At 73.9% G+C, this 19071-nt stretch carries 20 protein-coding genes, 1 tRNA gene and 1 pseudogene; 11 read left to right on the forward strand and 11 right to left on the reverse strand.

Features of this window, described 5'->3' with window-relative positions:
- The first annotated feature begins 110 nt into the window (after positions 1 to 110).
- Positions 111 to 1049: a hypothetical protein gene (locus HH311_RS21360; RefSeq protein WP_169185717.1), complete on the forward strand. Its 939-nt coding sequence runs from the start codon at positions 111 to 113 to the stop codon at positions 1047 to 1049.
- A gap of 4 nt (positions 1050 to 1053) precedes the next feature.
- Here HH311_RS21360 and HH311_RS21365 read toward each other — a convergent pair whose 3' ends face one another.
- The gene (locus HH311_RS21365; RefSeq protein ID WP_312030304.1) at positions 1054 to 1437 is read right to left on the reverse strand and encodes a YchJ family metal-binding protein; all 384 of its coding nucleotides are present in this window, start codon (positions 1435 to 1437) and stop codon (positions 1054 to 1056) included.
- Positions 1438 to 1462: 25 nt separating this feature from the next.
- Positions 1463 to 1741, reverse strand: coding sequence for a hypothetical protein (locus HH311_RS32020; RefSeq protein WP_169185719.1), 279 nt, complete (start codon positions 1739 to 1741; stop codon positions 1463 to 1465).
- A 99-nt stretch (positions 1742 to 1840) separates the two neighbouring features.
- On the opposite strand from HH311_RS32020, the gene HH311_RS21375 reads away from it, so the two are divergent.
- From HH311_RS21375 to HH311_RS21385, 3 genes are all read left to right on the forward strand, one after another.
- Complete coding sequence (locus tag HH311_RS21375) at positions 1841 to 3226, forward strand: wax ester/triacylglycerol synthase family O-acyltransferase (RefSeq protein WP_169185720.1); 1386 nt, start codon at positions 1841 to 1843, stop codon at positions 3224 to 3226.
- Between the two features lie 23 nt (positions 3227 to 3249).
- On the forward strand, positions 3250 to 3555 hold the full coding sequence (locus HH311_RS21380) for a hypothetical protein (RefSeq protein WP_169185721.1): 306 nt from the start codon (positions 3250 to 3252) through the stop codon (positions 3553 to 3555).
- A gap of 88 nt (positions 3556 to 3643) precedes the next feature.
- Complete coding sequence (locus HH311_RS21385; RefSeq protein ID WP_169185722.1) at positions 3644 to 3955, forward strand: hypothetical protein; 312 nt, start codon at positions 3644 to 3646, stop codon at positions 3953 to 3955.
- A gap of 7 nt (positions 3956 to 3962) precedes the next feature.
- On the opposite strand, the gene HH311_RS21390 is transcribed toward HH311_RS21385, so the two are convergent.
- A complete protein-coding gene (locus tag HH311_RS21390) occupies positions 3963 to 4397 on the reverse strand; it encodes an ester cyclase (protein WP_169185723.1) in 435 nt (144 codons plus the stop codon).
- A gap of 259 nt (positions 4398 to 4656) precedes the next feature.
- Here HH311_RS21390 and HH311_RS21395 point away from each other — a divergent pair, with 259 nt between their 5' ends.
- On the forward strand, positions 4657 to 6120 hold the full coding sequence (locus HH311_RS21395; protein WP_169185724.1) for a M1 family aminopeptidase: 1464 nt from the start codon (positions 4657 to 4659) through the stop codon (positions 6118 to 6120).
- Between the two features lie 55 nt (positions 6121 to 6175).
- Here the strand turns inward: HH311_RS21395 and HH311_RS21400 are convergent, their stop codons facing one another.
- Entirely contained in the window at positions 6176 to 6508 is a 333-nt protein-coding gene (locus tag HH311_RS21400) for a hypothetical protein (RefSeq protein ID WP_169185680.1), read from the reverse strand.
- Between the two features lie 510 nt (positions 6509 to 7018).
- Between HH311_RS21400 and HH311_RS21405 the strand changes: the two are divergent.
- Positions 7019 to 7360: pseudogene (locus HH311_RS21405) on the forward strand (transglycosylase family protein); the annotation flags it as partial.
- Positions 7361 to 7455: 95 nt separating this feature from the next.
- Here HH311_RS21405 and HH311_RS21410 read toward each other — a convergent pair.
- From HH311_RS21410 to HH311_RS21440, 7 genes are all read right to left on the reverse strand, one after another.
- Entirely contained in the window at positions 7456 to 8163 is a 708-nt protein-coding gene (locus HH311_RS21410) for a S1C family serine protease (protein ID WP_169185726.1), read from the reverse strand.
- A 290-nt stretch (positions 8164 to 8453) separates the two neighbouring features.
- The gene (locus HH311_RS21415) at positions 8454 to 8861 is read right to left on the reverse strand and encodes a hypothetical protein (RefSeq protein ID WP_169185727.1); all 408 of its coding nucleotides are present in this window, start codon (positions 8859 to 8861) and stop codon (positions 8454 to 8456) included.
- 36 nt (positions 8862 to 8897) lie between these two features.
- A complete protein-coding gene (locus tag HH311_RS21420; protein ID WP_312030305.1) occupies positions 8898 to 9902 on the reverse strand; it encodes a sensor histidine kinase in 1005 nt (334 codons plus the stop codon).
- 105 nt (positions 9903 to 10007) lie between these two features.
- Complete coding sequence (locus HH311_RS21425; RefSeq protein WP_169185728.1) at positions 10008 to 10457, reverse strand: ATP-binding protein; 450 nt, start codon at positions 10455 to 10457, stop codon at positions 10008 to 10010.
- A gap of 286 nt (positions 10458 to 10743) precedes the next feature.
- Positions 10744 to 10815: transfer RNA gene (locus tag HH311_RS21430), tRNA-Val, on the reverse strand.
- A gap of 57 nt (positions 10816 to 10872) precedes the next feature.
- Positions 10873 to 11343 carry a peroxiredoxin gene (locus tag HH311_RS21435; RefSeq protein ID WP_169185729.1) on the reverse strand — a complete coding sequence of 157 codons (471 nt, stop codon included), beginning with the start codon at positions 11341 to 11343 and terminating at the stop codon, positions 10873 to 10875.
- A gap of 72 nt (positions 11344 to 11415) precedes the next feature.
- Complete coding sequence (locus HH311_RS21440) at positions 11416 to 11859, reverse strand: DUF3052 domain-containing protein (protein ID WP_169185730.1); 444 nt, start codon at positions 11857 to 11859, stop codon at positions 11416 to 11418.
- Positions 11860 to 12194: 335 nt separating this feature from the next.
- On the opposite strand from HH311_RS21440, the gene aceE reads away from it, so the two are divergent.
- The 5 genes from aceE to HH311_RS21465 all read left to right on the forward strand — a co-directional run bounded on the left by aceE (position 12195) and on the right by HH311_RS21465 (position 19067).
- On the forward strand, positions 12195 to 15011 hold the full coding sequence (aceE, locus tag HH311_RS21445) for a pyruvate dehydrogenase (acetyl-transferring), homodimeric type (RefSeq protein ID WP_169185731.1): 2817 nt from the start codon (positions 12195 to 12197) through the stop codon (positions 15009 to 15011).
- A gap of 216 nt (positions 15012 to 15227) precedes the next feature.
- Positions 15228 to 15431, forward strand: coding sequence for a cold-shock protein (locus tag HH311_RS21450; protein ID WP_018331418.1), 204 nt, complete (start codon positions 15228 to 15230; stop codon positions 15429 to 15431).
- 152 nt (positions 15432 to 15583) lie between these two features.
- The gene (locus HH311_RS21455) at positions 15584 to 16912 is read left to right on the forward strand and encodes a CdaR family transcriptional regulator (RefSeq protein ID WP_169185732.1); all 1329 of its coding nucleotides are present in this window, start codon (positions 15584 to 15586) and stop codon (positions 16910 to 16912) included.
- A gap of 218 nt (positions 16913 to 17130) precedes the next feature.
- A complete protein-coding gene (locus tag HH311_RS21460) occupies positions 17131 to 18075 on the forward strand; it encodes an ACP S-malonyltransferase (protein WP_211190615.1) in 945 nt (314 codons plus the stop codon).
- Positions 18075 to 19067: a beta-ketoacyl-ACP synthase III gene (locus HH311_RS21465; protein WP_169185734.1), complete on the forward strand. Its 993-nt coding sequence runs from the start codon at positions 18075 to 18077 to the stop codon at positions 19065 to 19067. The genes HH311_RS21460 and HH311_RS21465 overlap by 1 nt, the downstream gene beginning before the upstream one ends.
- The last annotated feature ends 4 nt before the right edge of the window (positions 19068 to 19071 follow it).

Genomic DNA, 19071 nt, shown 5'->3' on the forward strand with positions numbered 1-19071 from the left:
TGACACAGCCACGGTGACGGCGGGCAGGGACGGGCGGGCCGCGGCGGCGCACGCTGGTCGCCGCCGACCCCCGACCGCGGGTCGCGCCCGACCTCGTGGAGGAGCCCGCCATGTCACTCTCGGAGACGACCCTCGACGCGCCCGTGGTCCCCGGCGGCGGCCCGCGGTGGCCGGGCGAGACCGCCGCACGCCGGGCCCGGAGCCGGGGATGGCGGCGATGGTGGTGGACGAGCGCCGCCCTCGGCGCGCTCGGCGCCGTCCTCCTCGTCGTCGTGTTCCTCGTCGAGGACCCGACCGACGTGCTCCTCGCCTGGTTCGGGTGCTGGATCGCGGCGATCCTGTGCATGGTCCCGGCCCACCGCACCGGCTGGTCGCGGCGCCACGACCGGTACGACGACGAGCTCTGCCGCTACGAGCACGGCGTCCGGGCCGCGATGTCGCTGGCCGGCGGGGACGGGGTGGTGCGCTTCGGCGACCGGGTCGTGGCGACCTCGTCGGTCGACGAGCGGGGGCGGCGCCGGGTGGAGCTCGACGCGGGCGTGTTCTCCCTCGAGGAGCGGGTCCTGTCCCGGACCGCCGACGGCGACGTGCACCTCCTCGCCGTCCGGATGGTCGGCGACGACGACCTCGTCGTCGCCTCCGCGTACGGCGAGCGCCGCGGTGGCCGGGTCGACTGGACGCTGGACCTCCCGCTCGGCGAGCTGCGGCTGCGGCAGCAGCTCGCGGCGGTCCCGAGCCGGCGGACGGTCCTCGACGGGGCCGGGCGCGCGTGGCGGATCCGGGCGGACGTCGACGCGCTGTCGTGGACCGCGGAGCTGCCCGGGCACGCCGGCGACGTGGACGCCGTCTTCGTCACCTGGTTCGCCGGCCACCTGGACACCGTGGGGCTCGAGCAGTGCTACGGCGCCGTCGGCGGGCCGGCGCTGACCGCCTCCGACGACCCGACCCGACGCCTCGCCGCCCCCACCCGCTGGCGGCCCGTCGGCGCTCCCGGGACCCGTCCCGCCGTGCCGACCGCGTCCGGCAGCGGGTTCGAGATCGACCTCTAGCCGGTCACCCCTGCGTCCCGACGACCCCGTCCACGTAGAGCCACCGGCCCGCCTCCCGCACGAACCGGCTCCGCTCGTGCTGGACCCCGTCGCGGTGGTGCGCCCGGAACTCGACCACGCCCTCGGCGTCGAACAGCCCGCCGTCGACGCGGTCGAGCACCTCGAGCCCGGTCCAGCGCACGCCCGGGTCCGGCTCCAGCGCGGCGGGGCGCGTGTCCGGGTGCCACGTGCGCAGCAGGTGGTCGACGTCGCCGCGGACGAACGCCGTGTAGCGCGACCGCATCAGCGCCTCGGCCGTCGGCGGTGCGGCACCGTCGTCGCCCAGGTAGCGGCCACAGCAGGCGTCGAGGGATTCGAGCGATCCGCACGGGCAGCGGCGGGCGTCCACGGCCGCGAGGATAGATCGGGCGGTGTCACGCCACCGCGCTGCGCCGCCGCTGGTAGACCCGGCCGCCGGCATGGCTGCTCACGTCGACGGCCAGGGCCAGCGCGAGCCACAACCAGTCGAACCCGACGACCCCGCCCGGCGCCACGAGCATGTAGACCAGGGTCGTCCAGGGCAGGAGCAGGAAACCCAGGATCGGCCAGAGCAACGTCCCGAAGGTGGCGCTCCACTGCAGCGGCGCGATCAACCACCAGACGACGATGACGGCCCGGGGGCCCAGGACCAGCAGGATGATGAGCAGGCACACGGCAGATGTTGTAGCCGGGCGGGCGGGACCGGGTCGCCACCCGCGGAGGATGAGCTGTTGGGACGCCGTCGACCCGGGAAGCGGGAGGAGGGCCGAGCGGTGGACCGACTGGGCCCGGTCGATGCGACCTTCTATCACCTCGAGAGCCCGACGACCCCGATGCACGTCGGGTCGGTGTCGGTCCTGGAGGGCCCGCCGCCGTCGCTCGGCGAGCTCGAGGGGCTGGTGGCCGCCAAGCTCCGCCACGTGCCCCGGTACCGCCAGCGGGTGCGCCCGGTACCGCTCGGGCTCGGGCGCCCGGTGTGGGTGGACGACCGGGACTTCGAGCTGGGCCACCACGTTCGCCACGTGACGGTGCCGGGACCCGGTGGCGACGAGGAGGTCCGCGCCGCCGTCGCCCGGATCCTCGAGCAGCCCCTCGACCTGACCAGGCCGCCGTGGGAGGTGTGGCTCGTCGACGGGCTCGCCGGGGACCGGTGGGCGGTCGTCGCCAAGGTCCACCACTGCATGGTCGACGGGATCGCCGGCACCGACCTGCTGGCGCTGGTCTTCGACCCGGGACCGGACACCGAGCCCGGCGAGCCGGACGCCTGGCAGCCGACGTCCGAGCCCTCGACCGTCGGCCTGGTCGCCGGGAGCCTGCGCGGTGCGGTCGCCGACACGGGGCACCAGACGCTCGCCCAGCTGGGGGCGCTCCGCCGGCTCGCGTCGCCCGGCGAGTGGGTCCGCCGGACCGAGGCGGTCACGGCCGCGGTCCTCGACCTCACCCGACAGACGACCGCGGCCACCGCCCACACCCTCAACGGCCCGCTCGGACGCCGCCGCCGGTGGGCGTGGAGCGCGGTCGAGCTCTCGACGGTCCGTCGCACGCGGCGGGCGCTCGGGGGCACCGACAACGACGTCGTCCTCGCCGCGGTCACCGGCGGCCTGCGCGACCTGCTCGCCGGGCGCGACGAGCTCACCGACCGCCTCGTCGTCCGCACCCTCGTACCGGTCTCGGTGCGCCGGAGCTCGGAGCGCGGCCAGGTCGGCAACCGGATCACGACGGTGCTCGTCGACCTGCCGGTCGGCCAGGCGGACCCGCTCGCCCGCCTCGCCGCCGTCCGGCGTCAGATGGAGGACCACAAGCGGCTCATCCTCGCCGTCGACACCCGGACGATGCTCTCGGCGGGCGACCTCGTCGCGCCGGCGATGCTCGCGCTCGGCGCCCGCACGGCCGGGTCGGCGCAACCCGTCGCGCAGGCCGTGGCCACCAACGTGCCCGGACCACCGCGGCCGCTCTACGCGCTCGGCCGGCGGATGGTCTCGCTGCACGCCCACGTGCCGATCGCCATGGGCTGCCGGCTCGCGATCGGCATCTTCTCCTACGCCGGCTCCATGACCTTCGGCATCAACGCCGACCACGACGGCGTCCCGGACGCCGACGTCCTCGCCGAGGGCATCGTCCGCGGGCTCGCGGAGCTCGCCGCGGCGGCCGGGGCGTAGTCCGGTCCCGTACGGTCGGTTCGGTGGCCAAGACACGACATTCCGCTGCCGGCTGGGTACGACCGTGGCTCCAGCTCGTCGAGATCTCCGTCTCGGCGCCGGTGGTGATCGCCCACCGGACCGTACGACTGGCGGTCGGCGGCTGGCCCCCGAGCGCCCGGGATCGTCGGGAGCTCACGCGGATGGTCCGGGAGAAGGTCGACGTCTTCGGCCAGGTGGCCACGGCGGCGGTGACCACGCCGCCGAAGGACACCGCGAAGCTGGTGGGACGGATCGTCGCACCGGTGCACCGGCGGGTGGTGTCGAACCGCCGCCGGCTGACCTCCTGACGGTCCCGGGCCGAAGGCCTCTGGTCCACCGGCGCTGCGGCGACCACGCTGGTCCGTGCCGACAGGACGGGTGGACGGAGGCCGCGAGATGGCGACCGCGATCGAGACGACGTTCCGCGGGGTCACGACGGAGACGTACGACGACCTGCTCACCCGGCTCGACTTCGTCCCGGGCGGCGCGTCCGAGCCCGGGTGCCTGTTCCACTGCGTGACGGTGACCGAGGACGGGTTCCGCGGCCTCGACGTCTGGGAGTCCCCCGAGGCCTTCGACCGCTTCGTCCGGGAACGCCTGGCGCCCGTCCTGGAGCACCTCGGGATCGCACCTCCCGAGGTGCGGGTCTCCGAGATCCACAACTACCTCATCGCCCCGCCGGGTCGGCAGGACGACAACGCGGACTGAACCCGGGTCACGCCGGCGGAGGTGCCATCAGACCGAGCTGCGTCAGGATCAGCATCCCGTCGAAGTGGTTCCGTTCGGCGATCAGCTTCCCGTCCCGGTAGGTCTGCCACATCGTGCCCAGGGCGGAGATCCCGCGCCCGGTCGCGGCGGCTCCACCGGCCGCCTCGGGCAGCGCGCCACGGTGGAATCCGGTCCACCGGATCTCGGAGACCACGGTGTCGCCCGCGGCCACCGACCGCAGCAGTTCCCCGTTCAGGTCGGGAAACGCGGCTCGCCACTGCCGGAACCACTCCAGCGCGGCGTCGCGCCCCTCGACACGGACGTCCCCGCTCTGCTCGTAGACGTACTCATGTGGATCCCTCGCATCGCGCACGGCGTCCATGTCGCCGCGGTTCATGTCGTCGAGGTCCTTCCGAGCCAGGCTCTCCACGTCGTGGTCCATGGCCGGTTGCCTCCTCGATGAACGTCCGTGGGAGCCCTGATCAGGGTCGACCCGAGCGGACCCCCGGGCAACGCCCCCGGCGTGCCTCCCCCAGGTCGTGGCGCGCGGGCGAGCGTCTCGTGTCCTCGGTCGTGCGTTCAGCGACCCTGGTGTGCCCCAGGAGGTCACAAGGCCGTCTCGACAGGGAACCTCCGGCCACCGTCGTACGTCGGTGGTTGTGTTCCCTGACCGGGGAGGAGCACGCCGTGAGCACCACACCGTGACGTCCAGGCCCCGAGGACCCTGCTGCGCCGCGCTGCTCACGACGTTCATCGCGGTGCTGACGGTGCTCGCCGCGTGCACCGCCGCCCCACCGCACGCCGCCCCACCGCACGCCGCCCCGCCGGCTGCCCCGGGGCCGAACCCCGCCGCGCCGTGGCCACAACGTCCGGTCGTCGACCTGACCTTCGACATGGCCCCCGACCTGAGCAGCGCCACCGGGCACGAGACGGTGGTGTTCACGCCCGATCTCCCGGTGTGCGAGCTGGTGTTCCGGGCCTGGCCGAACATGCCGAGCACCGCGGGACAGGGGAATGCGCTCGTCGTCACCGGGGCGACGGTGCAGGGGCGCACCAGCGCGCCGGTCATGAGCCCGGCCGGCGCGCCACCCGGTGCACCGGGCACGCTCGTCGAGCTGCCGTTGCCGGGCTGCGTCCCCGCGGGGCAGAGCGTCCGGGCGGAGCTCGGTTTCGCCCTCCGTCTCGGGGCGGACTCCGACGAACGCATGGGCACCTCCCCCGCGACCGGGACCGCGTGGTTCGGCTCCGGCTTCCCGCTGCTGGCCTGGGTCCGGGGACAGGGCTGGATCCGCGACGACGCCGTCACGATCCCCAGCGAGACCGCCACGAGCGAGGACTTCCGCCTCGACGCCCTGCGCGTCATCGCCCCCACCAGGGCGGAAGTCTCGGGGACCGGGCGCGCTGACGTCCCGGTTCCCGGGCCGCAGGCCGGGACGACGGCGCACGTCTTCCACGCCGACGCGGTCCGGGACGTGTCGGTCGCCGTCGGGGCCTACCGGGTCCAGGAGCGCGACGTGGCCGGCGCCCGGCTGCACCTGTTCACCCCGGCGTCCGGGACGCGCGCCGACCCCCAGCGGTGGGCCCAGGAGATCGACGGGACGCTCGGACGGCTCGAGCAGCTGCTCGGCCCGTCCCCCTACGCCGACCTCTGGGTGGTCATCGTGCCGCCGCTGACGTCGGGCATCGAGTACCCGGGCGCGCTGCAGTTCGGCGACCTCGGGACGAAGGACGTGCCCGAGCTGGCCGCGCACGAGCTGGCCCACCAGTGGTTCTACGGGCTGGTCGGCAACGACCAGGCGCGCGACCCGTGGCTCGACGAGGGCTTCGCGACCTACGCGCAGGCCGTCGTCGACGACTCGCCCGGCGAGTACCGGCTCGGCAGCGTGCCCCGGGCCCTGCGCGGCGGGCTCGGCGACCCGATGGGCGCCTGGTCCGGCCGCGGCCCGGGCGCGTACTACAGCGGGGTCTACGTCCAGGGCGCCGCGGCCCTGCTCGCCGCCCGCCGCCGCGTCGGCGCCGGGCCGTTCGACGCCGCCGTGCGCGCGTACGTCACCACCAACGCCCACCGCGTCGCCACCCCGGCCGACGTCGCCCACGCCTTCGCCGGGCTGCCGGTGGCGTCCGACCTGCTCGCCGGCGCCGGAGCCTTCGCCACCCGCCGCTGACGTCGCCGGTCGGGGCGTGAACACGCCAGACACCGCACGTTCCTGGCGCCCCGGCTCAGGAGAACAGGTTCTCCACGAAGACGATGATGGAGTGCGCGATCGACGCGAGCCCGGCGAAGATCGCATCGACCGTCGCCGCGGCGCTCCTCGGCGCGGAAATGATCCAGAAGAGCACCAGGATCACGATGATGACCCCGATCACACGATTCACCGTCGGAACGTACAACGCGTCCACGGAATGTCCGATGACGCGGAGACGGCGTTTCGCCGACAATTCCCGATCGTCGATGTCCGTTCTCGACTCCTGAGCCGACGAGCCTTTCTTCTGGGCCGGTCGGAGCAGGTCGAGATCCACCGACAGCTGCGCCCGCACCGTGAGGACGGGCATCCGGACCTGCTCCGAAGAGCTTCGACGGACGTGCCCACCGCCTGCCGCAACGAACTCGACCGAACACGTCTGGGCGGTGCGCCGCCGACGTCGAGAAATCCGTGAGTGGTACCACATCGCAGATTTCCCCGGCCCACGACGCGTCACGGATCGGTGACGACGCGGAGGCGCGCTGCGCTGCACGGACAGCTCGCAACCGGGATCTCCGGACCGTTCGAAGATCTGTCGCAACCGTCACGAGACCGAGTTGAAACCGCGCGGAGGCTCCGTACGGTTCTCATTGCGGCGGCCGTCCGAGAGGTGGCCGAACACCGCCCCGGGGTCGCCGCGCCCGACGCCTGCCCAGCGATCCCGGGAGTCCCATTCGGAGAGGTACGCGACCGGGCAGGCGTGAGCAGGACCCGGCGCCCGTTGGGTGCCCGGCGGGTCGACCGCGTGGAACCGGTCGAGCGCCCGCCGCGGGGATTCACCCACCCCGAGGTCCGTGGGGCGCGGGGCGAGCGAGAGGTCATGCATCGTCATCCCGATGAGTCACTGGCGCGCGTCGTCTTCCGGCGGGCGGCCCAGCTGAGCCTGGTGGGGGCGCTCGCGGCGACCCCGCTGGCGCTCTCGGCCGGGACCGCCTCGGCCACCGACTGGGACGCGATCGCCCAGTGCGAGAGCAGCGGCAACTGGGCGGCCGACACCGGCAACGGCTTCCAGGGCGGTCTGCAGTTCACCGACTCCACGTGGCAGGCCTTCGGCGGCACCGGCAGCCCGGCCGCCGCCAGCCGCGACCAGCAGATCCAGGTCGCCGAGCGGGTCGCGGCCAGCCAGGGCATGGGGGCCTGGCCGGTCTGCGGCTCGAACGGGTAGCCCCTGGAAGGGGCGACGTCGAGGGTCTCCCCGCACTCCTCCCGGGGTCGCGGGGAGGCCCGGCGTCGCCGTCGTGGACCGGCGGTCGATCCTCAGCCGCCGGCCGCCACGGCCCGGTCGATCGGGACGGCCGCACCCAGCGCCTCGGCCGGGTCGTGGGACGCCGCCACGATCATCCCGACGACCTCGCCCCGGTCGTTCACCAGGGCGCTGCCCGAGTCACCACGGCGAAGAGCGGCGTGGAACTCGATGAGGCCGTCGAGCCGATGGGTGCCGCCCGCGCTGTCGGTGAGGGTGATGCTCTGGTCAAGGGCGGTCACCTTCCCCGGGGTCACCGTCGGCGCGCCGACGCCCGGACCGCCGCTGGTGACCGCCGTGACGTCCTCGCCCGCCACGGGCGACGCGGTCCCCCGTGGGGCCGGCTGGAGTCCGGAGGCCGTGGGGAGGTCGGGCGCGTCGTGCAGCTGGATCACTGCAGCGTCGGTGGTGCGGTCCAGGCCGACCAGCGTCGCGGGGTAGCTCCGGCCGGTGGCGCTCGACGTCGCGGTGACCGTCCTGGCGTGGTCGATCACATGGTCGCAGGTGAGGACCTCCCCCGTCGCCGTGAGCACGATGCCACTGCCCACGGCCCGCATCCCGTTGTCGAAGACCGCACTGAGGCCCACGACGGACGGGGCCGCTGTGGCCGCCGGGGCGACGGTCGGGGACGGGGGTTGTCCGACCGGCGGCGGACCGGTCGAGCTCGCCAGGGCCGAGGGAGCGAGCGCGAGCACGCCCACCACCACCGCGGCAGCGAACACCGACCTCGACCGTGGACAGCGCACCGACCGTCCCCTCCCCTCGAGCGACGGTGATCCTGGAAGCCTCCCGGCGACCGCGGCACGGCCGTTGGTCCCGAGATCGGGAACGGAGGTCACGGGCCATCCGACGACGGTGCCGGGGGCTCCGCGCCTGCGGCCCGGGAGCGCGGTGGCCACGGCGTTCGCGGCGCTGCTTGCGGCGAGGACGTCGACGACGGACGGTGGGCGCCACCGAACCTGACCGGGGGTGCTGCCATGGACGGCGCACGGCGACTGCGCGAGGTCCCCGATCACGGGCGGTTCCCGGGCACCGTCCAGCTCGCCGTGGTCACCGCGCCGAGCGCGACGCACGGCCCCCGACGGCCGAGGCGACGCTGGGCCGTCGCCGCGCTCACGTCCAGCGTCGCCCTGCTCGCCGCGGCGGCGGCCCTCGTCCTGGGGCTCGGGCTGACGGAGTCGGCGTCGGCCCCGGCGGCCTCGGCCGCACCGGGCCCGGCGGCACCGGCGCCGGCCCCACTGGCGCCGGGCCCTCCGGCGGCGGGACTGGCCCCCTTCCCACCGTCGCCCGCCTCCGCCGCCCCACCCATCGTGCCGCGCGGCGGACCCACCTCGACGGCCCGCTCGGCCGGCCGGTCGGCGGGGTCGTCGACGAGGGCTCGGTCGAGCCGGCACCCCTCGTCACGGAGCAGCAGCCCCACGCGGGGCATCGTCGCGGGTTCCCCGACGTCCTGACGTCAGGGCTCGAGGTACATGGTCATGCGCACCGTCGTGCCGAGCGCGGGGTCGGTGTGGACCCGGACGAGGTCGCACAGCTCGTGGACCAGTCGGAGGCCGTAGCCCCGCCCGACGGGATCACCGCGGTGGCGCCCGACGAGGGGGTCGGGGATCCAGCCGCCGTCCTGGACCTCGCACACGACGGCCGGCGGCTCGTCGGCCTCCCAGCCGGACGCCGTGCCCGGTTCCCGGGTCCACACCGCGAGCAGTCCCCGCCCGCCGGTGTGCAGCACGGTGTTGACCGCGACCTCGAAGGCGGCCAGGGCCAGGTCGGCCACGCGGTCCGGCGCGAGGCCCGCACGCGCCGCGTGCTCGGCGACCGCCGTCCGCACCGCCCGGGGACCGGACGGTGCGGCGAACACCAGCGCCTCGCCGATCGCGGTCGGTTCCTCGAGCGGCCCGCTGTACCTCCGGGCGAGCTCGACCGGGTCGGCGTACGACGGGCTGTCCGTCGTCACCCCGCGCTCGACCACGACCGGGTGGGTGCGGACCGCGTCGTCGATCACCGCCGGGGCGAGCGCGGCGGTGTCGTACGGACAGAGGACCTCGACGGCGCGGTCGGCGAGCGCGACGTTGATCAGCGCCTCGTGCTGGACGGCGGCGGCGTATTCCTCGCGGCTGCGCCCCGCCCAGATCGGCTCGCCCACGATGCGCACCCCGGCGCGGTCGGCGTGCACGTCCGCGAAGGCCCGCAGGACTCCGCCGATAATGCGGCCAGGGTTGCGCCCCGCGACCGTCATGTCGTGGAACACGACGTCCGAGGCCACCGGCCCCAGAGCCGAGCGGACGAGGTCGAGCCGGTGTGGGGGTGCCGCCATCATCGCCGGGAGCCCGGACTCCACGGCCCCCCGCAGGAAGGGGACGGTCCCCGCGAGGTAGGCCTCGTCGTCGGCGTAGAAGAGCGCAGGATGGTCCAGGCCGTCGCTCTCACCGCGACGGTGCCGACCGCGCCCATACCTCGTCACTGCTGGTCATCCCGGGTTCGACGATGGATGACCCGCCATCATGCCCCGGTCGGCCTGACCGGGGAAACGTCCGCCCGACACCGCGGCCGGCCGGGCCCGCCCCGCTCAGTCGGTGGGGGCGGGTGCGGGGGCGCCCCAGCACAACCGCACGGTGGTGCCCTGGTCGGTCGCCTCGAGGCTGGCCCGGTCGGCGAGCTGGGCCATCAGCGTCACCCCGCGCCCCCGGTAGCCGGGATCGCCCGGAGGCAGCCAGGCCCCGTCGTCGGCCACGAGCACGGCGACGCCCCCACCGCAGGCGCGGGGTCCGGCGACGAGCTCGACGTGGCACTCCCGATCGGGGCAGGCGTGCTCCACCGCGTTGGTCACGGCCTCGTCGACCACGAGGACGATCGACTCCGCCAGATCGTCGCCGAGCTCCGCGGTGACGACCCAGGAGCGCATCCGTCCCCGCAGGGTGCGCAACGCGGCCGGCTCGGCGGCCAGCTTCTCGCGGACCCAGGCCGGGTCGCCGTCGCGTGGCTCCGGCCAGCACCGGCACGACGGCCCTTCCGGCATCGGGGAGGACGTCTCCGCAGGGTCGGCGGAGGCGTCGGGACGCCGGTCTGGGTTCACTTACCACGAGTACCCGGTGGCGCCGGGGGCCCACCTCGCGGGTCGACCTCTCTCACCTCGGGCACGTGCGGTCCAGCGGAACCGCGTGGTGCCGCTGCGACCACGAGGAAGTGCTGCGGCGCGACCGGGTCCCGGCGACTCGGTCGCGAGGGAGCACTCGCGGTCCTCGCAACTCCACGGCGTCCGGCGCGGGAGCGGAGCCGGAGCGTCGACCGGGCGCTGACCGGTGTGGGCGCGGCAGGATTCGAACCTGCGACCGACGGCTTGTAAGGCCGGTGCTCTTCCGCTGAGCTACGCGCCCGGAATGCGCACGAGTGTCCGCGTCCACCCGCGGACACGCATGCGCATTACGGAGCCGTCACGCCGAGGCCTTGAGCTCCTCGATGGCGTCCTTCCAGCTCTGCTGGTTGCGGGCGTCGCCGGGGCCGTTGTGCTCGGCGAAGCGGACGACGCCGTCCTTGTCGATCAGGAACGTGCCACGGAAGGCGAAGCCGAGGTCGGAGGAGAACACCCCGTAGCTCTCGGCGACCGCGCCGTGCGGCCAGAAGTCCGAGAGCAGCGGGAAGCTGTAGCCCTCCTGGTTCGCCCAGGCCTTGAGCGACCAGGTGGTGTCCACGGAGATACCGAGGAGCTGGACGTCGTCGTTCTGGAACGCGCCGATGTCGTCGCGCGCCGAGCACAGCTCCCCGGTGCAGATGCCGGAGAACGCGAAGGGGTAGAACACCAGGAGGACGGCCTGCTTGCCGGCGAAGTCGGAGAGCGAGACCTCCGCGCCGTCCTGGTTCTTGAGCGTGAAGCCGGGGGCCTTCTGGCCGACCTCGACCGTCATGGGGTACGTCTCCTTCGGTGGGGACCGAGCGGGTCGGGGCTCACCCTAGCGATCCGCCCACCCGGCACGCCCTCACCGGCGCTGCCGCCCTCCCGCCTTCGGCGCGACGAGCCGGGTGCCGACCCAGCCGTCGGAGACGTTGACGTTGGAGGTCTGGGAGAGGCCCGCCGTCGGCGCCGCCTCGGCGATCTCGGAGGGCTCGACGTGCCCGTCGTAGCCGGTCTTGGGCGTCAGGACCCAGACCACGCCGTTCTCGTCGAGGGGTGAGCGCACGTCCATGAGGGTGTCGACGAGGTCGCCGTCCCCCTCGCGCCACCACAGGACGACGAGGTCGACGACCTCCTGGGCGTCCTCGTCGAGGAGGTCCTCACCGGACCGGTCCTCGATCGCCTCGCGGACCTCGTTGTCGACGTCCGAGTCCCATCCCACTTCCTGGACGATCATCCCCGGCTCGATCCCGAGCTTGCCGGCCACGTCGTTCCGGCTGCCGTCGGTGTCCCCCGCGGCCGCGACCACGTCTCTCGTCCCTCCTCGGTGCCAGCTGCGGACCCTCGGTGTGATGCCCGCCAATCACGCACAGCGAACACGCCCGCGCAGTCGCGCGCAACCAGCCACGCGGCACGCGGAGCGGACGGTACGACGCGCGCCCCCGACCGCCCAGCGGTGTCCCGCCGACCGGCCGCTGCCGCTGCTACTCGCGGGTAGAGATGACGGCGACGCCCCGGGGGACGACGATGACCCCCACCTGGGGAGACCCCTTGGGCAGAATCGGTTCCGAACGCCCGCACGCCACCGGCGAGCGGGTCGGCCGGAGCACACCGTCGGACCCACGCGACGAGGAGCAGCAGCAGTTGTCGACCACGAACGACTCCCCGAACACCGAGAACACCCCGCGGGTCCACGTCATCCGTGACGGCCTCTCGTCGCACCTGCCGGACATCGACCCGGACGAGACCGCGGAGTGGATCGAGTCGTTCGACCAGGTCCTCGACTCCGCGGGCCAGCAGCGCGCCCGCTTCCTCATGCTGCAGCTGCTCCAGCGCGCCCGGGAGCGCCGCGTGGCGGTGCCGAGCCTGTTCTCCACCGACTACGTCAACACCATCCCCACCGACCAGGAGCCGTGGTTCCCGGGCGACGAGGAGACCGAGCGCCGTTACCGCGCGTGGATCCGCTGGAACGCCGCGACGATGGTCCACCGGGCGCAGCGGCCCGGCGTCGGGGTCGGCGGGCACATCTCCACCTACGCGTCGGCGGCGTCGTTGTACGAAGTGGGCTTCAACTGGTTCTTCCGCGGCAAGGACCACCCCGGCGGCGGCGACCACGTCTACATCCAGGGCCACGCCTCCCCCGGCATCTACGCCCGCGCCTTCCTCGAGGGCCGCCTAGGCGCCGAGCACCTCGACGGGTTCCGCCAGGAGCTGTCCCACGCCGGCCCGGGCGGCGGGCTGCCGTCGTACCCGCACCCGCGGCTGATGCCGTGGTTCTGGGAGCACCCCACGGTCTCGATGGGCCTCGGCCCGATCAACGCGATCTTCCAGGCACGGTTCGACCGCTACCTGTCCAACCGCGGGATCAAGGACACCTCCCAGCAGCACACCTGGGCGTTCCTCGGCGACGGCGAGATGGACGAGCCGGAGTCCCGCGGCGCCATCCACGTCGCCGCGGCCGAGGGCCTGGACAACCTGACCTTCGTCATCAACTGCAACCTGCAGCGTCTCGACGGGCCGGTGCACGGCAACGGCAAGGTCATCCAGGAGCTGGAGTCGTTCTTCCGCGGCGCCGGCTGGAACGTCGTCAAGGTGATCTGGGGCCGGGAGTGGGACCGGCTGCTGCACGCCGACCGCGACGGCGCCCTGATCAACCTCATGAACACCACGCCCGACGGCGACTTCCAGACCTACAAGGCCAACGACGGCGCCTACGTCCGCGAGCACTTCTTCGGGCGCGACCCGCGCACCAAGGACCTCGTCAAGGACATGTCCGACGACGACGTCTGGAACCTCAAGCGCGGCGCGCACGACTACCGCAAGGTCTACGCGGCCTACCAGGCCGCGCTCGAGCACGAGGGCCGCCCGACGGTCATCCTCGCCAAGTCGATCAAGGGCTACACGCTCGGGCCGCACTTCGAGGGACGCAACGCGACCCACCAGATGAAGAAGCTGACCCTGGAGGACCTCAAGACCTTCCGCGACGAGGTCCGCGTGCCGATCAGCGACGCCGAGCTCGAGCGCGACCCCTACCTGCCGCCCTACTACCACCCCGGCAAGGACGCGCCGGAGATCGAGTACATGCTTGACCGACGCCGCCAGCTCGGCGGCCCGCTGCCCGAGCGCCGGCTGCGCAGCAAGCCGCTCGTGCTCCCCGGCGACAAGGTCTACGACGTCGTGCGGCGCGGCTCGGGCAAGCAGGAGATCGCCACGACGATGGCCTTCGTCCGGCTGGTCAAGGAGCTCACCCGCGACGACGAGATCGGCAAGCGGGTCATCCCGATCATCCCCGACGAGGCCCGCACCTTCGGGATGGACTCGTTCTTCTCGAACCTCAAGATCTACAACCCGCAGGGCCAGCTCTACACGTCGGTCGACGCCGACCAGCTCCTGGCCTACCGGGAGTCGGAGACCGGCCAGCTGCTGCACGAGGGCATCAACGAGGCCGGGTCGGTCGCCTCGTTCACCGCCGTCGGCACGTCGTACGCCACCCACGGCGAGACGATGATCCCGATCTACATCTTCTACTCGATGTTCGGCTTCCAGCGCACCGGGGACGGGATCTGGGCGGCCGCCGACCAGATGGCGCGCGGGTTCCTGCTGGGGGCGACGGCGGGTCGCACGACCCTGGTCGGCGAGGGCCTGCAGCACAACGACGGCCACTCGCTGCTGCTCGCGGCGACCAACCCCGGCGTCGTCGCCTACGACCCGGCGTTCGCGTTCGAGATCGGCCACATCGTGCGCGACGGGCTCGAGCGGATGTACGGCGAGTCGAGCAACGGGGCGGCGGGCGAGCCGCCGGTCGAGCCCGGCCGCGACCCCAACGTCATGTACTACCTGACCGTCTACAACGAGCCCTACCGCCAGCCCGCCGAGCCGGACGGCCTCGACGTCGACGGCCTGCTCCGCGGGCTCTACCGCTACGCCCAGGCCCCCGGTGGCCCGGGGCCCCGCGCCCAGATCCTCGCCTCCGGCGTCGCGATGCCGTGGGCCCAGAAGGCGCAGGACATGCTGGCGCGCGAGTGGGGCGTGCAGGCCGACCTGTGGTCGGCGACGTCCTACGGCGAGCTGCGCCGCGACGGCGTCGCGTGCGAGCAGCACAACCAGGCCCACCCCGACGACGACCCCCGCACGCCCTACGTGACGACGGCGCTCGCGGAGGCGGCCGGCCCCGTGGTCGCGGTGTCGGACTGGATGCGCGCCGTGCCCGACCTCATCCGCCCCTGGGTGCCCGGCGACTACACGACGCTGGGCACCGACGGCTTCGGTCTCTCCGACACCCGGCCGGCCACCCGGCGGCACTTCGGGGTCGACGCGGAGAACGTCGTGGTGGCGGTCCTGGCGGCGCTGGCGCGCCGCGGCGAGGTCGACCACTCGACCGTCCGCGACGCGGCGCGGCGCTACCAGGTCGACGACCCGCAGGCCGCGGGGCCGCAGGAGTCCGACAGCGGGGTCGCCTGAGCGATCACGCGACAGCCGTGACCTGCCCGAGACTTTTCCGCACTCGGGGCTGGCCCCAGGGGCAGGGGATGCCGCTAGGCTGTCGCCGACCGCACGGTCCTCCTCGTAGCCAACGGGGCGCCCGGCGGGTCCGGCGGTTGGAGTACATCGCTCCGGCGGCGGCTTGAAGGCTGGGGGCAGGAAGCAACCCCCGGGACATCGGTATGAGGAGCAGGAATGGCAGAAGGCACCGTCAAGTGGTTCAACAGCGAGAAGGGCTTCGGCTTCCTCGCTCCCGACGGTGGTGGCGCTGACGTCTTCGTCCACTACTCGGCGATCCAGTCTCGCGGTTTCCGGACGCTGGACGAGGGTCAGCGCGTCTCGTTCGACGTCGAGCAGGGCCAGAAGGGCCTGCAGGCCGTTCAGGTCACGCCGCTGTAGCAGCGCACACGTCACACGGGGCGGGGCCCCGGCCGGTTCGCCGGCCGGGGCCCCGTTTCTCGTGTGGGGCCGATCGATCGCGGATGAGTGTGGAGATGCGGACACTCAACGTCTGCGATGCGACACCGCTGACACCTCGAGGGAGGTCCGCGATGGCGGGGACCCGGGAGCGGTCGGTCTCCGAGGCCACGGTGCGCCGTCTGGAGCTCGCGACCGGCGGGGTGGCCGGGGCGGGCGTGGCCGAGATGTCGGCGCGGCTGCCGTGGTTCTCCCGGCTGACCGCCGACCAGCGCGCCGGTGTCCTGATGGTCACCCAGCTCGGCGCGGCCAACTTCGTCACCTGGCTCCGCGACCCCGACGCCACCCCGCGGCTCACCGCCGAGGCGTTCCGCAGCGCCCCGCCCGACCTCGCCCGCCGGATGACGCTGCGCCAGACCGTCGAGCTCGTTCGCATCGCCACCGAGGTGTTCGAGGAGCGCATCCCCGCCCTCGCCGGCAGCCGCAGCGAGCGCGCGACCCTGGTGGCCTCGGTCCTGCGCTTCGGCCGCGAGGTGGCCTTCGCCGCGGCGACCGTGTACGCGTCGGCCGCCGAGTCGCGGGGCGCCTGGGACGCGCGGCTCGAGGCCCTCGTCGTCGACGCCGTGGTGCGCGCCGACCGCGACTCCGAGGGCGCCCTGCTCTCCCGCGCCTCGGCCCTGGGGTGGGACCCGGCGGCGCGGGCCGTCGTGCTCGTCGGCGACCCGCCGCGCGAGGGCGACGGCGAGGGTCCGGACCCGCTGCACGGGGTGCGGCGCGCCGCCTACCGCGCGGGCGTCTCGGTGCTCCTCGGCGCCCACGGCTCCCACCTCGTCATGATCATGTCGCTCGACGAGGCCCGGGGCGGCGGGGAGCGCCCGGAGGCGGACGACGGCGACGGCGGTGGTGACGGGGGTGCCGACGGAGGTGCCGAGGACGCCCGCGACCACCGGCTGGCCGACCTCACCCGCGGCGAGTCGAAGGCCGCCCTCGCCCTCGCCGACGCCTTCGGCCCGGGGCCCGTCGTCGCCGGACCCGTCGTCGCCGGGCTGCTCGACGCGCACCGCTCGGCCGGGCGGGCGCTCGCCGGGCACCGGGCCGTCGTCGCCTGGCCCGGCGCGCCCCGTCCGGTCTCGGCCGACGAGCTGCTCCCGGAGCGGGTGCTCGCCGGGGACGCGGCCGCGGTCGAGCAGCTCGTGCGCGAGGTGGCCCGCCCGCTGCGGGAGGCCGGCGGCTCGCTGGTCGAGACCGTGGAGTCCTACCTGGAGCACGCCGGGGTCCTCGAGGCCTGCGCGCGTTCGCTGTTCGTCCACCCCAACACCGTCCGGTACCGGCTGCGTCGAGTGGCCGACCTCACCGGCGCCCAGGCCTCCGACGCGCGCGGCGCGCGGTTGTTGCACATGGCCATCGCCCTGGATCGGTTGCGCACTTCCGATGACGAGGCAGACCTCGGCCCACGTCGTTGACCTGCGACGATGCAAGATCGTTCTGCTGAGTGCGTCGACGGCGCCATCTCGATCGATTCCGACGACGCGGCGTGTTTGCCTCTGCCGTTGTAGGAACCCCACAACGATCCCCGATGAGGATTCGTCACCGCGGCGCCTGCTGCACGCAACCCGCACGTGGTGGGGTACGGAGTGTGATCGCGATCCTCGCGCCCGGTCAGGGCGCCCAGAAGCCGGGGATGCTCGCTCCGTGGCTGGAACGCCCCGGCGCCCGCGAACGGCTGGCGGCGTTCTCCGAGGCCTCCGGCCTCGACCTCGTGCAGCTGGGCACGGAGGCCGACGCCGACACGATCGCCGACACCGCGGTCACCCAGCCGCTGCTCGTCGCCTCGGCGCTGCTCTCCGGGGAGGCGCTGCTCGGTGAGCTGGCGGGAGACGCAGCGGAGCGGAGCTCGACCCGTGGGAGCGGCTCGCTGGGATCGGCCGACGCCCTGCCCGAGGACACCACGGTCGCGGGCCACTCCGTGGGTGAGCTCGCCGCCGCCGCGATCGCCGGGGTGCTCAGCCCGGAGCAGGCCGTGGCCCTCGCCGCGGTGCGCGGCCGCGAGATGGCCGCCGCCTGCGCGGTCGAGCCGACGTCGATGGCCGCCGTCCTCGGCGGTGACGCCGACACCGTGCTGGCCGCGCTCGCCGAGCGCGACCTCGAGCCGGCCAACCGCAACGGCAGCGGCCAGGTGGTCGCCGCCGGCCGGACCTCCGACGTCGAGGCCCTCGCCGCCGAGCCGCCGGAGGGCGCCCGGGTGCGCCCGCTCGCCGTCGCCGGCGCCTTCCACACCCGCTTCATGGAGCCCGCCGAGAAGGCGCTGGCCTCGTGGGTCGGGGAGCACCGCGACGAACTGGCCCCGGCCGACCCGGTGCTGGCGCTGCTCTCCGACGCCGACGGCGCCGTCGTCACCTCCGGGACCGAGATGCTGGACCGGCTCGTCGCCCAGGTGACGCGCTCGGTCCGGTGGGACGCCTGCATGGACACCCTGCGCGAGCGCGGCCTCACCGGCGCCGTCGAGCTCACGCCCGCCGGGACGCTCACCGGGATGGTGAAGCGCCAGATCAAGGGGACCGCCACCGTGAACGTGTCCACGCCCGACGACCTCGCGGCGGCCGTCGAGCTCCTGCGGGGGCAGTGATGGCCCTGCGCAGCACCATCCGCCAGCCCGACCCCGTCGCGGGCGCGAAGATCCTCGGCCTCGGCAGCTCGCAGCCCGACCGCATCGTCACCAACGACGAGCTCGCACAGCGCGTCGAGACCAACGACGAGTGGATCCGCAGCCGCGTCGGGATCGCCGAGCGCCGGTTCGCCTCGGCGGAGGACTCCGTCGTCTCGATGGGCGCCGACGCCGGCTCGAAGGCCCTCGCCGACGCCGGCCTCTCCCCCACCGACCTGGACGCGGTCGTCGTCGCGACCTGCACGATGCCGACCCCGATCCCCAACGCGGCCGCCCAGATGGCCGACCGGATCGGCGTCAACGGGATCGGCGCCATGGACGTCAACGCCGCCTGCGCCGGGTTCTGCTACGGCACCGGCATCGCCGCGGACATGATCCGCTCGGGCACCGCGCGCCACGTCCTCGTGGTCGGCTCGGAGAAGCTCTCCGACTGGCTCGACATGGACGACCGGTCGGTCTGCATCATCTTCGCCGACGGCGCCGGCGCCGCGGTGCTCGGTCCGGCGGAGACCCCCGAGGACGTCGGGGTCGGTCCCGTGGCGTGGGGCGCCGCCGGCGACCTCGTGTCGACGATCGGCATCGACGAGAAGAACTACCTGCGCCAGGAGGGGCAGGCGGTCTTCCGCTGGGCCACCACCAAGATCGCGCCGATCGCGATGGAGGCGCTGGACAAGGCGGGCCTGACGCCGGCCGACGTCGACGTCCTCGTCCCGCACCAGGCCAACCTGCGCATCGTCGAGGCCATCGCGAAGAAGCTGCGCCAGCACGGCGCGCGGGAGGACCTCGTCGTCGCCGACGACATCGTCCACTCGGGCAACACGTCCTCGGCGTCCATCCCGATGGCGATCGACCACATGCGCGGCGCGGGCCGGGTGCGCTCCGGTGACGTGGCGCTCATCGTCGGGTTCGGGGCCGGCCTGTCGTACGGCGGCCAAGTGGTCGTCCTGCCCTAACGTC

The organism is Actinomycetospora sp. TBRC 11914 (assembly GCF_012933465.1).
Classification (GTDB): domain Bacteria; phylum Actinomycetota; class Actinomycetes; order Mycobacteriales; family Pseudonocardiaceae; genus Actinomycetospora.

Excerpts from the sequence above, each read along its gene's own strand:
- HH311_RS21435 (WP_169185729.1), bottom strand. The coding sequence starts at position 11,343 with ATGACGGTCGAGGTCGGCCAGAAGGCCCCCGGCTTCACGCTCAAGAAC.
- HH311_RS21455 (WP_169185732.1), top strand. The coding sequence starts at position 15,584 with ATGGCGGGGACCCGGGAGCGGTCGGTCTCCGAGGCCACGGTGCGCCGT.
- HH311_RS21450 (WP_018331418.1), top strand. The coding sequence starts at position 15,228 with ATGGCAGAAGGCACCGTCAAGTGGTTCAACAGCGAGAAGGGCTTCGGC.
- HH311_RS21400 (WP_169185680.1), bottom strand. The coding sequence starts at position 6,508 with ATGCCCGTCCTCACGGTGCGGGCGCAGCTGTCGGTGGATCTCGACCTG.
- HH311_RS21360 (WP_169185717.1), top strand. The coding sequence starts at position 111 with ATGTCACTCTCGGAGACGACCCTCGACGCGCCCGTGGTCCCCGGCGGC.
- HH311_RS21390 (WP_169185723.1), bottom strand. The coding sequence starts at position 4,397 with ATGGACCACGACGTGGAGAGCCTGGCTCGGAAGGACCTCGACGACATG.
- HH311_RS21465 (WP_169185734.1), top strand. The coding sequence starts at position 18,075 with ATGGCCCTGCGCAGCACCATCCGCCAGCCCGACCCCGTCGCGGGCGCG.
- HH311_RS21460 (WP_211190615.1), top strand. The coding sequence starts at position 17,131 with ATGCTCGCTCCGTGGCTGGAACGCCCCGGCGCCCGCGAACGGCTGGCG.
- HH311_RS21385 (WP_169185722.1), top strand. The coding sequence starts at position 3,644 with ATGGCGACCGCGATCGAGACGACGTTCCGCGGGGTCACGACGGAGACG.
- HH311_RS21425 (WP_169185728.1), bottom strand. The coding sequence starts at position 10,457 with ATGCCGGAAGGGCCGTCGTGCCGGTGCTGGCCGGAGCCACGCGACGGC.